We start from the raw sequence: 13,516 nt of genomic DNA, 5'->3' as shown, positions 1-13,516 counted from the left end.
TCTCTACCGCTCGAGCACGACGGCGAGCGCCTCGCCGCCGCCGATGCACAACGTCGCGAGGCCGCGTTTGTCGCCGCGATCCTTCATGGCGTGGATCATCGTGGTGAGCATGCGCGCGCCCGTGGCGCCGATCGGGTGGCCGAGGGCGACGGCGCCGCCGCGCACGTTGACGCGGGCGTTGTCGATGCCGACGAGCTTGTTCACGGCCAGCGTGACCACGGCGAAGGCCTCGTTGATCTCCCAGACGTCGATCTGCTCCTTCGTGAGCTTCGTCCGCGCAAGCGTGTTCTCGATGGCGGCCGCGGGCGCCGTCGTGAACCACTCGGGCTCCTGGGCCGCGCCGCCGTAGCCGGCGATCCGCGCGAGCGGCTCGAGGCCGAGCTCCTTCACGGCCTTCTCGCTCGCGAGCACGAGCGCCGAGGCGCCGTCGTTGATCGAGGAGGCGTTCGCCGCGGTGATGGTGCCGTCCTTCTGGAAGGCGGGCTTGAGCGTGCCGATCTTGTCGGGCCGGCCGGCCGGCGGGCCCTCGTCGAGCTTCACGACCACGGCGTCGCCCTTCTTCTGCGGGACGGTGACGGGCGCGATCTCCGTGTCGAAGAGGCCTTCCTTCTGCGCGGCGAGCGCGCGGCGGAAGCTCTCCTTGGCGAACTCGTCCTGCGCCTCGCGCGAGAACTCGTACTTCTTGGCACACAGCTCGCCGGCGTTGCCCATGTGGAAGTTGCCGTAGGGATCCCACAGGCCGTCGTGGATCATGCCGTCGACGATCTTGTTGTCGCCCATGCGGTAGCCGCCGCGCGCCTGCGTGAGGTAGTACGGCACGTTCGACATCGACTCCATGCCGCCCGCGACCACGATCTCCGCGTCGCCGAGCGCGATGCTCTTGGCGCCGAGGATCACGGCCTGCATGCCCGAGCCGCAGACCTTGCCGACGGTCGTCGCAGGCACGTTCTTCGGGATGTTCGCGTAGATGGCGGCCTGGCGCGCGGGGGCCTGGCCGACGCCGGCGCCGAGGACGTTGCCCATGAAGACCTCGCCGACGCGGTCGGCCGGGACCTTCGCGCGCGCGAGCGCAGCTTCGATGGCGACAGCGCCGAGGCGCGGGGCGGGGAGCGCGGAGAGGGCGCCGAGGAAGGCGCCGATGGGCGTGCGGGCGGCGCCGACGATGTACACGGGAACGGGCAAGGTCATCGCATCCTCCGGGAGGCTCGGGCGCAGCGCGCGCCCCGGAGAAGCGAACTACTCCAACATGTTGCACTGCACAAGCGACGCGTCCCGATCGGCTTCGAGGGCCTTGGCGAGCAGGCGCCTGCCGCGATGGAGGCGGCTCATGACGGTGCCCACGGGCACACCGAGCTTCTCGGCGGCGTCCTTGTAGGACATCTCCTGGAGGTCCACGAGGATGAGCGCCTCGCGATACACCTCCTGGATGGCCTCGAGCGCGCGGAGGGTGGGCGGCGAGAGGGCCGTCATTTCGGAGACCGCGGGCGCGGCCGTCCACGCGTTCGGGTCGGAATAGAGGACGTCGAGGGCGCGGCGCTCGCGGCGGTTGCGGCGGCACTTCGTGATGAAGACGCTGAAGAGGATCTGGTGGACCCACGCCTTCAGGTTCGTGCCGGGGCGGTACTGGTTCTCGAAGCGGAGGGCGCGCTCGACGGTGTCCTGGACGAGGTCCTCGGCGAGGGCGCTCGAGCGCGACATGCGAAGGGCGCGGCCGAAGAGCTCGGGGGCCAGCGCGGCGACGCCTCGGCGGAGCTCCTCGATCGAGTTGGCCTGAAGAGACTTCGAGGGGGCGGGCGTGGTGGCGAGGACCTGAGCGAGCATGGCGACGTGACCTCCTGTTGGGCACTTGGGGCTCCGGAGCGCCTTCGGCGTCCTGCGCCCCAAACCCCTGTGCTCGGGTCCTTTCGCAAGGCAGATGCCCACGTGTGGCAAGCCCTAAATGCTCGAAATCATTGAGGAGCCACAGGCCGCGTGTCTCCCCGACGTGTCAAATCGACACCGGGGCGTGTCCAGGCGCCAACCTGGCGTGGGAAGGCGGGGGATCGTTCGGGCGTACGGCCGCCCTTCAGGTCGCGAGGGGATCGGCGCCGCGGGCGAGGGCCGCGAGGATCTCGGGGACGAGGTCGGGGATCTCGCCGGCGAAGAGGCCACGGTCGCATCCCGTGCGGGCGCGCCAGAGGTCCCCCGCGAGGGCGTGGACGAGGACCCCCGCGCAGGCGGCTTCGTCGGCCGACATGCTGCACGCGAACGCCGCGATGAGGCCGGTGAGGACGTCGCCGGAGCCCGCCGTCGCGAGCGCGGGGTTGCCCGCCATGCAGATGAAGAGGCGGCCCTCGGGCGTGGCGATGATCGTGCGGGCGCCCTTCAAGATGACCGTGGCGTTCGTGCGCGAGACGGCCTCGCGGACGGCGCCGAAGCGGTCCTGCTCGATCGCGGTGGCGCTGCGGCCGAGGAGGCGGCCGAGCTCGCCCGGGTGCGGCGTGAGGACGAGGCGGCCTTTGGCCTGCGCGAGCGACTCGGGGCGGCCGGCGAAGTGGGTGATGGCGTCGGCGTCGACGACCTTGAAGCCGTCCCAGCCGAGCACGACGTGATCGACAGCGGCGCGCGCCTCCGCGCCGAGGCCGAAGCCAGGGCCGATGGCGACGGTGCGGCGGCCCGCGAGCGCGGCGTCGAGCGAGGGGCCGATGCGGCTCGGGTCGATCCGCGTGGTCATGACCTCGACGACGCGCGACTCGAGTGACGTCGCGGCCTCGGGCCAGGTGCCGATCGTGACGAGGCCAGCGCCCGCGCGCATGGCGGCCCGCGCCGTGAGGAGCGAGGCGCCGAGCTTGCCGGGCGAGCCCGCGACGACGAGGACGTCGCCGGCCTTGTGTTTGTGGACGCTCGCCTCGCGGGGCGCGAAGTACGAGCCGACGGTCTCGCGGCGGATGACCTCCGCGACGTACCCGACGTGGGCGAGGATCGGCGGGTCGGGGACGCCGAGGTCGACGACGTGCACGTTGCCCGCGAGGCGCGCGCCCTCGGGCGTGAGCATGCCGATCTTGAGGTGGCCGAAGGTCACGGTGTCGTCGGCGCGCACCGCGATGCCGAGCGGCGCGCCGCTGTCGGCGTCGAGGCCCGAGGGGATGTCGAGCGCGACGCAGCGGGCGGCCGCGTCGTTGAGGACGGCGATCACGTCGGCGAGGTGGCCGGTGATGGGCCTGTCGAGGCCGGTGCCGAACAGGGCGTCGATGACGAAGTCGGCGCGCGTGAGGGCGGTGTGGAGCGGGCCGAGGCTCGCTCCCTCGGGCAACTCGAAGAAGCGTCCGCCGAGGTCGATGTAGGCGTCGTGGTTGATGCGCGCGTCGCCCGTGACCTTCTCGCTCTTGCCGGCGAGGTAGACTTCGACCTCGGCGCCGCGGGCGTAGAGGTGCCGCGCCACGACGAACCCATCGCCGCCGTTGTTGCCCGTGCCGCAGACGACGACGACGCGCGCTTCGAGCGGGTACGTCGCGGGCTGGCCGGGGCTCTGCACGTGGCGAACCGGGAAGGAGCGGGCGCGCGCGGAGATCGCGTCGGCCTCGCGGCTCTTCGTGTCCGGGCGGCGGCGCGCCTCGATCATCGCGGAGAGGACGTCCGCGGCGCCGCGGCCGGCGTTCTCCATGAGGACGACGCCGGGCACGTGGCAGGTCTCGATCGCGTACTTGTCGAACGCGCGCATCTGGGCGCGCGTGAGGACGGGGATCATCGCGAACGGCCTCGGGCGCCGCGATCGATGGCCCTTCGAAGGTCTCGCACGGCGCGATCGAGCCCGAAGAAGACGGCGTCGGCGATGACCGAGTGGCCGATGTTGACCTCGACGATGTCGGGGATGGCCACGACGGGCCCGACGTTGTGCCGGGTGAGCCCGTGGCCCGCGGCGATCTCGAGGCCGAGCGCCGATCCGCGGGCGGCGGCGCGCTTCAGCCGATCGAGCTCGTGCTCGGCTTGCTCGCCCGAGGCGTGGCAGTACTCGCCCGTGTGCAGCTCGATCTGCGCGACGCCGAGCGCCGCGGAGGCCTCGACCATGGCCTCGTCCGCGCCGATGAACAGGCTCACCTTGATCCCGCGCTCCTTGGCCATCTTCACGGCCGCCTCGACGCCCGCGCGTTGCCCGATCACGTCGAGCCCGCCTTCGGTCGTGCGCTCCTCGCGTCGCTCGGGGACGAGCGTGATCACGTCGGGACGAACCCTCGACGCGATGCCGATCATCTCCTCGGTGACGGCCATCTCCAGGTTGAGGAGCGTCTGGACCGAAGCGCGCAGGCGCGTGACGTCGTCGTCGGTGATGTGGCGCCGATCCTCGCGCAGATGCGCGGTGATGCCGTCGGCGCCGGCCGCTTCGCAGAGGCCGGCGGCGAAGACCGGATCGGGGTAACGCGTGCCCCGCGCGTTTCGCACGGTGGCGACGTGATCGATGTTGATGTGCAGCCGAACCGCCATGATGGCGGGACTCTACACCAAAGGCGGGAACTAGCGCGCCACGGCCGCGTTGGAAGCTTGCACGAGCAAGTCCTGGATGTGCTGCACGAGCTTGGCCGGGTCGGTCACGACGCCCTCGGCGAGCAGCGCCTGCTCGTAGAGCAGCTCGGACCAGAGCTTGAGGGGCTCCGCGCTCGGGTCCTTCTCGGCGAGCGCGCTCAGGTTCTTCACGATCGGACTTTCGGGGTTGAGCTCGAGGATCCGCTTCGCCTGGGGCGCGTCCTCGCCCATCATGCGCATGATCCGCTCCATGTTGACGCCGAGATCGCCCTCGGCGGCGACGAGGCAGCTCGCGCTGTCGGTGAGGCGGCGCGAGGCGCGCACGTCCTTCACGCGATCACCGAGCGTCGCCTTCACGGCCGAGACCGCGCTCTTGATCTGCTCGCCGGCCTTCTCGTCGGCCTTCTCGTCCTTGTCGCCGAGATCGATGTCGCCGTGCGCGATGCTGCGCAGGCGGCGCTTGTCGTACTCGGTCAAACCTTGCACGACCCACTCGTCGACGGGCTCCGTCATGAAGAGGACGTCGTAGCCTTGCTTCTTGAAGGCCTCGATGTGCGGGCTCTTCTCCAGCGCGCGGCGGCTCGTGCCCGTCAGGTAGTAGATCTCCTTCTGTGACTCCGGCATCGCCGCGACGTACTGCTTCAGCGAGATGAGCTCGGCCTCCGGCGTGTTCATCGAGCCGAACCGGCAGAGGTCCGCGATCGCGTCCTTGTTCTTCCAGTCGACCGACACGCCCTCCTTGAGGACCTTGCCGAACTCGTTCCAGAGCTTCTTGTACTGCTCGGGCTCGTTCTCGGAGAGGTCCTTCAGGCCCTTCAAGACCTGCTTCGTGATCTGCGTCTCGATCTGCTTCAGGGCCTTGTCCTCCTGGAGCATCTCGCGCGAGACGTTGAGCGAGAGATCCTCGGAGTCGACCACGCCGCGCAGGAAGCGCAGGTAGATCGGCGCGACCTTGTCGCAGTCCTCGACGATGAGCACGCGCTTGGCGTAGAGGCGGATGGCGCGGCGATCGCGCTGGAAGAGGTCCGGCGGCGCCTTCTCGGGCACGTAGAGCAAGGCCTGGAACTGGACGGGCGCGTCGATGGAGACGTGCAGGTGCCAGAGCGGCTTCTCGCCCTCGTAGCCGCCCGTGACGTGCCGGAAAAACTCGGCGTGTTGCTCCTCGGTCACCTGCGACTTCGGCAGCGACCAGAGCGCCGCCTTGCGGTTCGCGACCTCGCCGTTCACCGAGATCGAGAAGTGCACGAAGTCCGAGTACTTCCGGATGATCTCCTTGATCCGCCAGGCCTTCGTGTACTCGCGCGCGTCCTCCTTGAGGTGCAGCGTGATCTTCGTCCCGGGGTGCTCGCGCTCGCCCGTCGCGACCGTGAACGTGCCGGCTCCCCCCGAGCGCCAGAGGACAGGCTCGGCGCCCGGCAGCATGGAGCGCGTCTCCACGTCGACCCGCGCGGCGACCATGAACGCCGCGTAAAAGCCCACGCCGAACTGACCGATGAGCTTGACCGCGCCGTCCTTGTCCTGGCTCGCGCGGAGGGCCTCGGCGTGCGCCTTCAAGAACTCGAGCGAGCCGCTCTTCGCGATGGTGCCGAGGTTCTGGACGACCTCGTCACGCGTCATGCCGATGCCGTTGTCCTCGATGACGATGGTGCGGGCCTCGTCGTCGAGCTTGATCGAGATCGCGGGCTCGCCCTCCTGCTCGGTGACGTCCTTGCGCGTGAGGGCGAGGAAGCGGGCCTTGTCGAGCGCGTCGGAGGCGTTCGAGACGAGCTCGCGCAGGAAGACCTCCTGGTTCGCGTAGAGCGAGTTGATGACGAGGGAGAGGACCTGCTGCACCTCCGCCTGGAACGGCATCTCCACGGCGGCAGGAGACGCGGCGGGGGCAGCTTCGGGCGTCGGGGGGGCTTCTTGGCTCATGGCGACGACGAAATGGATCCGGTTTTTGGAAATGCAATCCCCCTCCCCGCATGAAATCCTCGGCTGCTAGAGTGGCCGCGTGTTCCCCACCGAACGACCCCGCAGGCTCCGCCGCTCGTCGGCCATCCGGAGCCTGGTCCGCGAAACCTCGCTCGCCCCCTCGGACTTCGTCCTGCCGCTCTTCTTCAACGAGGCGCTCGCCGAGGCCCGGCCCGTCTCGACGATGCCCGGCGTCTCGCAGCTCCCGGTCGCCGCGGCCGCCGAACAGGCGCGGCAGGCGCGCTCGCTCGGGCTCGGCGGGATCATCCTGTTCGGCCTGCCCCGGACGAAGGACGCGAGCGGTTCGAGCGCGTACGATCCGAACGGCCCGGTGCCGCGCGCGGTCGCGGCCATGAAAGACGCGGCGCCGGAGCTTCTGGTGATCACGGACGTCTGCGTCGACGAGTACACCGAGCACGGGCATTGCGGGATCCTGAAGCCCGGTCCGCGGGGTGATCTCGAGGTCGACAACGACGCGACGCTCGAGGTCCTGGCGAAGACGGCGGTCGTGCACGCGGCCGCGGGCGCGGACATCGTGGCGCCGAGCGACATGATGGACGGGCGGGTCGGCGCGATCCGTCGCGCGCTCGACGGCGCGGGGCACGAGGGCACGGCGATCCTGTCGTACGCGGTGAAGTACGCGTCGAGCTTCTACGGCCCGTTCCGCGAGGCCGCGGACTGCGCGCCGAAGTTCGGCGATCGCGCGGGCTACCAGATGGATCCGGCGAACACGCGCGAGGCGCTGCGCGAGGCGCGGCTCGACGAGGAGGAAGGCGCGGATCTCCTGATGGTGAAGCCCGCCCTGCCCTACCTCGACGTGATCGCGAAGGTGCGCGCGGCCTCTCCCTTGCCGCTCGGCGCGTACAACGTGAGCGGCGAATACGCGATGATCAAAGCCGCGTCGGCCGCGGGGATGATCGACGAGAAGCGCGCGGTGCTGGAGCTTCTGACGTCGATCCGGCGCGCGGGGGCCGACTTCATCCTGACGTACCACGCCGTGGACGCGGCGCGCTGGCTCGGCTGATGGGCCACGCGACGCGCTGGGGGATCCTCGCGGCCACGCTCGCGCTCGCGGGCGCGAGCGGCTGCAACGCGATCAACGCGATCGGCCCGAACTGCGACCGCTCCGCCGAGACGAACACGCCGGTCCGGTACACGGAGGGCACGGTGGAGCACGGCGTCTACATGAGCGCGCCGTGGAACGGGGAGCTGCTCTGGTTCCCCGCCGGGATGCGCTACGAGCTCGAGCACGGGCTCGGCGAGGTCCCGCGGTTCGTGAACATCTGGCTGTCGTTCCAAAAGTGCGGGACGGGGGAGAGCACCATCGCGCCCGCGTCGGGCAACCAGGCAGAGCTACGCGAGGTCGACGCGGACAAGCTCGTGATCGTGAACGGGAGCTGCGTGGATTACTGGCTGCTCGTGGTGGCGGGGACCGGAGACGGCGAGCCGAATCCGCCGCCGGATCCCGACGCGATGCCGCACGGGAGTTGTCCGGTCGACGCGGGGATGTGAAGGAAGACACCCCGCCCTCGCGGAACGACACCCCGCCCTCGCGGAACGGCATCCCGCCCTCGCGGAACGACATCCCGCCCTCGCGGAACGACACCCCGCCCTCGCGGAACGACACCCCGCCCTCGCGGAACGACACCCCGCCCTCGCGGAACGACACCCCGCCCTCGCGGAACGACACCCCGCCCTCGCGGAACGACATCCCGCCCTCGCGGAACGACACCCCGCCCTCGCGGAACGACACCCCGCCCTCGCGGAACGACACCCCGCCCTCGCGGAACGACACCCCGCCCTCGCGGAACGCCTACTCCGCCGCGCGCGCCTCGCCCCGGCTGAACTGGAGCTGGTAGAGGCGCGCGTACGCCCCGCCCTGCGCGAGCAACGTGTCGTGGCTGCCCTGCTCGACGACGCGGCCCTTGTGGAAGACGACGATGCGATCGACCGCGCGGATCGTCGAGAGGCGGTGGGCGATGATGAGCGCGGTGCGGCCCTGCATCGCGGCCCAGACGGCCTTCTGCAGGCGCGCCTCGGTGTCGCTGTCGATGTTCGCCGTGGCCTCGTCGAGCACGAGGATCGGCGGGTCGCGGTAGAGCGCGCGCGCGAACGCGATGAGCTGGCGCTCGCCCGCCGAGAAGTTCGAGCCCCGCTCCTGGACCTTGGCGTCGAGCCCGCCTTCGCGACGCTCGAAGAGATCGAGCGCGCCGATCCGCTCGAGCGCGCGGACGACACGCGCCCGATCGACCTCGACGTCACCCGCCGCGATGTTGCTCGCGATCGTGCCGGGGAAGAGGAAGACCTCCTGCGGCACAACCGCAAAACTTCGCCGAAGCTCGTCGCGCGGCGCGGTGCGGACGTCGCGGCCGAAGACGCGCACGTGGCCCTTCTTGGCCTCGTAGAGGCGCAAGAGCAGCGACGCGACCGTCGTCTTGCCCGCGCCCGTCGCGCCCACGAGCGCGATCTTCTCGCCCTTCGCCGCCTGGATCGAGACCTCGCGGAGGATGGGCACGTCGGGCTTGTACTCGAAGTCGACGTGGTCGAGCTCGAACGCAATCGCGTCGTCCTTCTTCGCGGCTTGCCCATCCTCGGCCGCGGGAGCCGGCGCGTCCTCCTCCTTGTTTTCGAGGAGCTGGAAGATGCGCTCCGCGCCGGCCATCGCCGACTGGAGCTGCGTCATGCGCGCCGAGAGGTCGCGGATCGGGATGAAGAACATCTCGATGTACGCGACGAACGTGACGAGCGTGCCGAACGAGACGCGATCCGAGAGCGAGCGAACGCCCGCGTACCAGAGCACGGCCGCGATGCAGAGGCTCTGCACGAGCTCGATGGCCGCGTCGAGCGCAGCGTCGAAGACAATCGAGCGGTTGTTCGCCTGCCGGTACGCCTCGTTGATCTCGTCGAACTCGGCGGCGCTCTGCTCCTCTCGCGCGTACGCCTGCACGACGGCCATGCCCGAGACCTGCTCGTTCAGGTAGGCGTTCATGCGCGCCGTCTTGGTGCGGATCTCGCGGAACGCGTCGCGGATCCGGCGCCGCGTCCACATGACGCCGACCGCGACCGGCGGGACCGCGACGAACGTGATGAGCGCGAGCTGCCAGTCGCGGCGCAGCATGACCACGATGATGAGGACGAGGCGCACGAGATCGCCGATCGCGTTCAGCGTGCCCGAGGCGAACATCTCGTTGATCGCGTCGACGTCGTTCGTCACACGCGTGACGAGCCTGCCGACGGGCGTGCGATCGAAGAAGCCGAGCCTGCGCGTGTGCAGGAAGCGGAAGACGTGCACGCGCAGATCACCCGCCGCGCGCGCGCCCGCGAGCTGCATGAGGTAGACCTGCGGGAACGCGATCAACTGCTCGATGAGCTTCAGGACGAGGATGAGGGCGCCCATCTGCATGAGCGTCCGCGCCGCGTCGCGATGTTCGAACGCGTCGAACGTGAGCCCCATCAGCCACGGCTGAAGCACGGCGAGGCCCGAGCCCATGAGGAGCAGCACGAGCGAAATGACGAGCCACTTCGCGTGCGGCCGCATGAACGGCCAGAGCCCCGCGAGGATGTTCGCGTCGAGGCCCTCGCCGAGGCGGTCCTCTTCGTGAAAGCGCGCGAGCGCCTTCTCGGCCCGGGTTTTCCCGGGCGCCTCCACCTTCGCGCCGTTCGCCTTCGGATCCACGGACAAGCTCGTCATGCGTGCACCGCCTCCGGCGAGGGCATCGAGGAGGGCAGGTCCTCGGCGCCGAACGCAGCGAGCTTCTCCTCGATCTCCTGCTCCTCGGCGAACGACGCGTAGAGGCCGCCGGCCGCCACGAGCTCCTCGTGCGAGCCCTCCTCCACGACGCGCCCGCGTTCGAGCACGATGATGCGATCACAGCGCTTCGCCGCGGCGACGCGGTGGGTGATCAGGACGAGCGTGCGGCGCGCGGCCTGGCGCTCGATGGCGCCGAGGATCGCGGCCTCCGTCTTCGCGTCGACCGCGGACATCGGGTCGTCGAGGACGAGGATCTGGGGCTCGCGCAAGAGCGCACGGGCGAGCGCGACGCGTTGCCGCTGGCCACCCGAGAGCTGCACGCCGCGCTCGCCGACGACCGTGTCGAAGCCGTCCGGCAAGGACTCGATCTCCTGGAGCACGCCCGCCTCGGCCGCCGCGGCGCGGATCTTCTGCATCGCCTCCGGCGAGTCCTGCTCTTCGAGCGAGTAGCCGATGTTCTGCGCGACGGTCGTCGAGAAGAGGAACGCGTCCTGCTGCGCGTAGCCGATGCTCTCGCGTACGACCTCGAGCGGTAGATCGCAGATGTCCTTGCCGTCGAGGAAGACCGTGCCGTGCGGCGTCGGCAAGAGCCGCGGCAGGAGCGTGGCGAGCGTGCTCTTGCCCGATCCGGTGCGCCCCACGATCGCGAGCGAGCCGCCCGCGGGGATGTCGAACCGGACGTCCTCGAGGACCTTCCGATCGCCGTGGGCGAACGCGAGGCCCTCGACGCGCAGCGCGCCGGAGACGGCCTCGGGCGCGGGGAGCGCGCCGCTCACGACCTCCGGCACGGCGTCGAAGATCGCCTTGAGCCGCATGTAGCTCGCCCGCCCGCGGGCCAGGATCGCGGTCACGAAGCCGAGCGCGAGCATCGGCCAGATGAGGCGACCGAGCGCGGCCCAGAACGAGATGAACGCGCCCTTCGAGATGTCCCCGCGGAGCACGAGCGCGCCGCCGTACCAGAAGACGATGATCGTCCCCGCCGCGAGGATCGAGCCCATGATGGGCTGCATCGAGCCGCGGATGCGCGCGAGCCCGAGGTTCTTCTCGACGTAGTCCTGGTTCGCCCGCTCGAACGTCGCGATCTCCGCCTCTTCGAGCGCGAAGCTCCGCACGACGCGGACGCCGGCGAGGCTCGCGAGGACGCGATCACTCATCTTGCCGAGCGCCTCCTGGTTCTCGCGCATGCGCGAGAACATCTTCCCCGAGAAGGTGCGCGTGACGAGCATGAGCACGGGGAACGTGACGAGCGCCGCGAGCGTCAGCTTTCCGCTCACGCGCACCATGACGTAGAGCGCGCTCGCGAACGCGAGCAGCGAGTTCACCACGTTGAGGATGCCGAAGCCGAGGAGGAGGCGGACCTGCTGCAGGTCGCTCGTCGAGCGGCTCATGATCTCGCCCGTGGGCATGCGCCGGAAGAACGCGGGGCCGAGCTTGTGCAGGCGCGCGAGCAGGACCGCGCGGAGCTCGTACTCGACGTTCCTGCCGCCCGTGAACATCGTCCAGCGCGAGAGGACACGCACGATCGCGGCCGTGACGACCACGCCGAGCATGAGCAGCGCGTCGGCGGCGGCGTCGCTCGCGCGGAGCTGATCGGCGGCGTCGACGGCTTCCCGCACGAGGAAGTCGCGCTTCACCATCAGGATCTGCTGCGCCGCGAGGAGGACCGCGCCGCTCACGTAGAGCCAGATGTTGCGCCGGAACTGAGCGCCGAGCCCCGTGGGGAACTCGGCAGGATCGACCTTTCGCATCAGCGCGCTTTACGGGGCATCGGGGCCGTGGGCCGCCGGTGGGAGCTCTGGATCGCGGGCCGCTCGCGCCCCTCGGGCACGAGCGCGAGATCCGTGACCTCGATCCGCGTCGACAGGAGACCGAGCAGCACGCGCGCGCCGCCGCGTCCGTCGAGCTCGCCAACGACGCCGATCTTGTCCAGGAACGGGCCGCTCAAGACGCGCACACGCGCGCCTTTCTCCATCGTGGTCGGTGCCGCCGCGCTCGTGTTGCTCGAAGCTGCGGGCGCGGGCGCGGGCGCCTGGGCCGCGGGCGCGGGCGCAACACGAGGCGGCGTGGGCGTGTGCTCGCGCTCGCGCTCGCGCTCTCGCGGCGCGGCCGGCGCCTGCGCGGCCTTCGGCTCTTGTGGCCTCCCGCCGCGCCGATCGCGATCCGCCTCGCCCTTGTTGTTCGGCTTGAACAACGTGTCGAGCGAAGGCCTGCGCGGCGCGCCGTGCCCCCCGCGCGCGCCATGCGCGAACGGAAGCGCGGACGCGCGTGGCCCCTCCTCGCCGCGCGCCTTCGCTTCGGCGAGCGACTTCTCTCGCGCGGCCGCCTGCTCGGCTTGCCACTTCTCGGTCTGCGCCGAGACCTCCGCGTGCGTCCGGGCGCGCTCGCGCTCGATGCCTGCGAGGCGCCGATCGAGCGCGATGTGATCGTTCTGCCGCGACCACGCGACGAGCGTGTAGATCGGCGCGAGCGCGAGCAGCGCGTCTTCGAGCTGCTCGTCGAGGATTGAAGCGTGCTCCAGCGCGACCTCGCGCGGCACGGCCCATCCGATCCAGAGCGGCACTTGCCCCTCGGCCGCGCGCTCCAGCATCGCCTCGATCGCCTCCGGGCTCGCCGCGCTCGCCGCCACGCGATCGGCGCCGACGCCCACCGCGAACTGCTCCGGGAGCGCGCGCAGCGCGGCCGTGAGCTCGGGAGCGAGCGCCGTCGGTCCGGCCTGGCCCGCCTCCCCCGCGTCCTTCGCCGCGAGCCGCGCGCGCAGGTTGTCGATGTCGACCTTCGCCTCGGGGTGCACGGCGAAGCAGACCTCGACGCCGTGCGAGTCGATCCGGAGCGCGAGGAACGCGTGCCGATTGTACGGGCTCGGATCATCGATCGCGGCCGAGATCGATCGTCCTGCGTCGAGCAGCCGATCGAGCTCTTCGCGCGCCGCCGCGTCGCGCCAGAAGAAGACCCACTGGCACTCCACGCGTTTCTTGTTGCGCAGGGTCGGATGCTCGTCCGATCCGTGCACGTCGACCGTGATCCCGAGCTCCGCGAGGCGCGCGATCACGCCGCGCGCCCAGGCGAGCGCGCGCTGCTTCACTTCGAGGCGCGGGCGCGAGTAGGCGTTCGATGTCGCCTTCTCCGGGGCATAGGCGTCGAAGTCGCTGTCCGTCAGGTGCAAGGGGGCGTGGGTCATCGCTCTGCTCGAAGGGCGCTCTTCGTTTGCGTCGCGGCGTACGCGCGAACATGCGTCGCGCACGCGGTGCGTCAGCGAAGGCGGAATGGCGTCGTGGCTCCCCTTGTAGCACTGGCCAAAACGCGGTGATATCC

At 70.5% G+C, this 13,516-nt stretch carries 10 protein-coding genes; 2 read left to right on the top strand and 8 right to left on the bottom strand.

Annotated elements, in window-relative coordinates; all coding sequences use genetic code 11:
* Window positions 1-3 precede the first annotated feature (3 nt).
* The 5 genes from QHF85_RS20625 to htpG form a co-directional block, all read right to left on the bottom strand.
* Window positions 4-1,188, bottom strand: coding sequence for a thiolase family protein (locus QHF85_RS20625; protein WP_281328955.1), 1,185 nt, complete (start codon window positions 1,186-1,188; stop codon window positions 4-6).
* A gap of 48 nt (window positions 1,189-1,236) precedes the next feature.
* Window positions 1,237-1,821 carry a sigma-70 family RNA polymerase sigma factor gene (locus QHF85_RS20620; RefSeq protein WP_281328954.1) on the bottom strand — a complete coding sequence of 195 codons (585 nt, stop codon included), beginning with the start codon at window positions 1,819-1,821 and terminating at the stop codon, window positions 1,237-1,239.
* Between the two features lie 244 nt (window positions 1,822-2,065).
* Complete coding sequence (locus tag QHF85_RS20615; RefSeq protein ID WP_281328953.1) at window positions 2,066-3,727, bottom strand: NAD(P)H-hydrate dehydratase; 1,662 nt, start codon at window positions 3,725-3,727, stop codon at window positions 2,066-2,068.
* The gene (locus QHF85_RS20610) at window positions 3,724-4,464 is read right to left on the bottom strand and encodes a pyridoxine 5'-phosphate synthase (RefSeq protein WP_348652749.1); all 741 of its coding nucleotides are present in this window, start codon (window positions 4,462-4,464) and stop codon (window positions 3,724-3,726) included. Before QHF85_RS20610 ends, QHF85_RS20615 begins: the two co-directional genes overlap by 4 nt.
* A gap of 27 nt (window positions 4,465-4,491) precedes the next feature.
* Window positions 4,492-6,414 carry a molecular chaperone HtpG gene (htpG, locus tag QHF85_RS20605; RefSeq protein WP_281328951.1) on the bottom strand — a complete coding sequence of 641 codons (1,923 nt, stop codon included), beginning with the start codon at window positions 6,412-6,414 and terminating at the stop codon, window positions 4,492-4,494.
* A 79-nt stretch (window positions 6,415-6,493) separates the two neighbouring features.
* On the opposite strand from htpG, the gene hemB reads away from it, so the two are divergent.
* On the top strand, window positions 6,494-7,477 hold the full coding sequence (gene hemB / locus QHF85_RS20600) for a porphobilinogen synthase (RefSeq protein ID WP_281328950.1): 984 nt from the start codon (window positions 6,494-6,496) through the stop codon (window positions 7,475-7,477).
* A complete protein-coding gene (locus tag QHF85_RS20595) occupies window positions 7,477-7,965 on the top strand; it encodes a hypothetical protein (RefSeq protein ID WP_281328949.1) in 489 nt (162 codons plus the stop codon). Before hemB ends, QHF85_RS20595 begins: the two co-directional genes overlap by 1 nt.
* Before the next feature lie 301 nt (window positions 7,966-8,266).
* Here the strand turns inward: QHF85_RS20595 and QHF85_RS20590 are convergent, their stop codons facing one another.
* From QHF85_RS20590 to QHF85_RS20580, 3 genes are read right to left on the bottom strand one after another with little or no spacing between them, the layout of a single operon-like run.
* Window positions 8,267-10,144, bottom strand: a complete 1,878-nt coding sequence (locus tag QHF85_RS20590) for an ABC transporter ATP-binding protein (protein ID WP_281328948.1) — start codon at window positions 10,142-10,144, stop codon at window positions 8,267-8,269.
* The gene (locus tag QHF85_RS20585) at window positions 10,141-11,952 is read right to left on the bottom strand and encodes an ABC transporter ATP-binding protein (RefSeq protein WP_281328947.1); all 1,812 of its coding nucleotides are present in this window, start codon (window positions 11,950-11,952) and stop codon (window positions 10,141-10,143) included. The genes QHF85_RS20590 and QHF85_RS20585 overlap by 4 nt, the downstream gene beginning before the upstream one ends.
* Window positions 11,952-13,382, bottom strand: coding sequence for a hypothetical protein (locus tag QHF85_RS20580; RefSeq protein WP_281328946.1), 1,431 nt, complete (start codon window positions 13,380-13,382; stop codon window positions 11,952-11,954). Before QHF85_RS20580 ends, QHF85_RS20585 begins: the two co-directional genes overlap by 1 nt.
* Window positions 13,383-13,516: the final 134 nt, after the last annotated feature.

Origin of the sequence: Polyangium sp. 6x1 (assembly GCF_029946515.1) — a bacterium.
Taxonomy (GTDB): domain Bacteria; phylum Myxococcota_A; class Polyangia; order Polyangiales; family Polyangiaceae; genus Polyangium.
This window is presented reverse-complemented; position numbering and strand designations above follow the sequence as displayed.

Coding starts and splice junctions, on each gene's coding strand:
- QHF85_RS20615 (WP_281328953.1), bottom strand. CDS start 3,727: ATGATCCCCGTCCTCACGCGCGCCCAGATGCGCGCGTTCGACAAGTAC.
- htpG (WP_281328951.1), bottom strand. CDS start 6,414: ATGAGCCAAGAAGCCCCCCCGACGCCCGAAGCTGCCCCCGCCGCGTCT.
- QHF85_RS20620 (WP_281328954.1), bottom strand. CDS start 1,821: ATGCTCGCTCAGGTCCTCGCCACCACGCCCGCCCCCTCGAAGTCTCTT.
- QHF85_RS20585 (WP_281328947.1), bottom strand. CDS start 11,952: ATGCGAAAGGTCGATCCTGCCGAGTTCCCCACGGGGCTCGGCGCTCAG.
- QHF85_RS20595 (WP_281328949.1), top strand. CDS start 7,477: ATGGGCCACGCGACGCGCTGGGGGATCCTCGCGGCCACGCTCGCGCTC.
- QHF85_RS20580 (WP_281328946.1), bottom strand. CDS start 13,382: ATGACCCACGCCCCCTTGCACCTGACGGACAGCGACTTCGACGCCTAT.
- QHF85_RS20625 (WP_281328955.1), bottom strand. CDS start 1,188: ATGACCTTGCCCGTTCCCGTGTACATCGTCGGCGCCGCCCGCACGCCC.
- QHF85_RS20590 (WP_281328948.1), bottom strand. CDS start 10,144: ATGACGAGCTTGTCCGTGGATCCGAAGGCGAACGGCGCGAAGGTGGAG.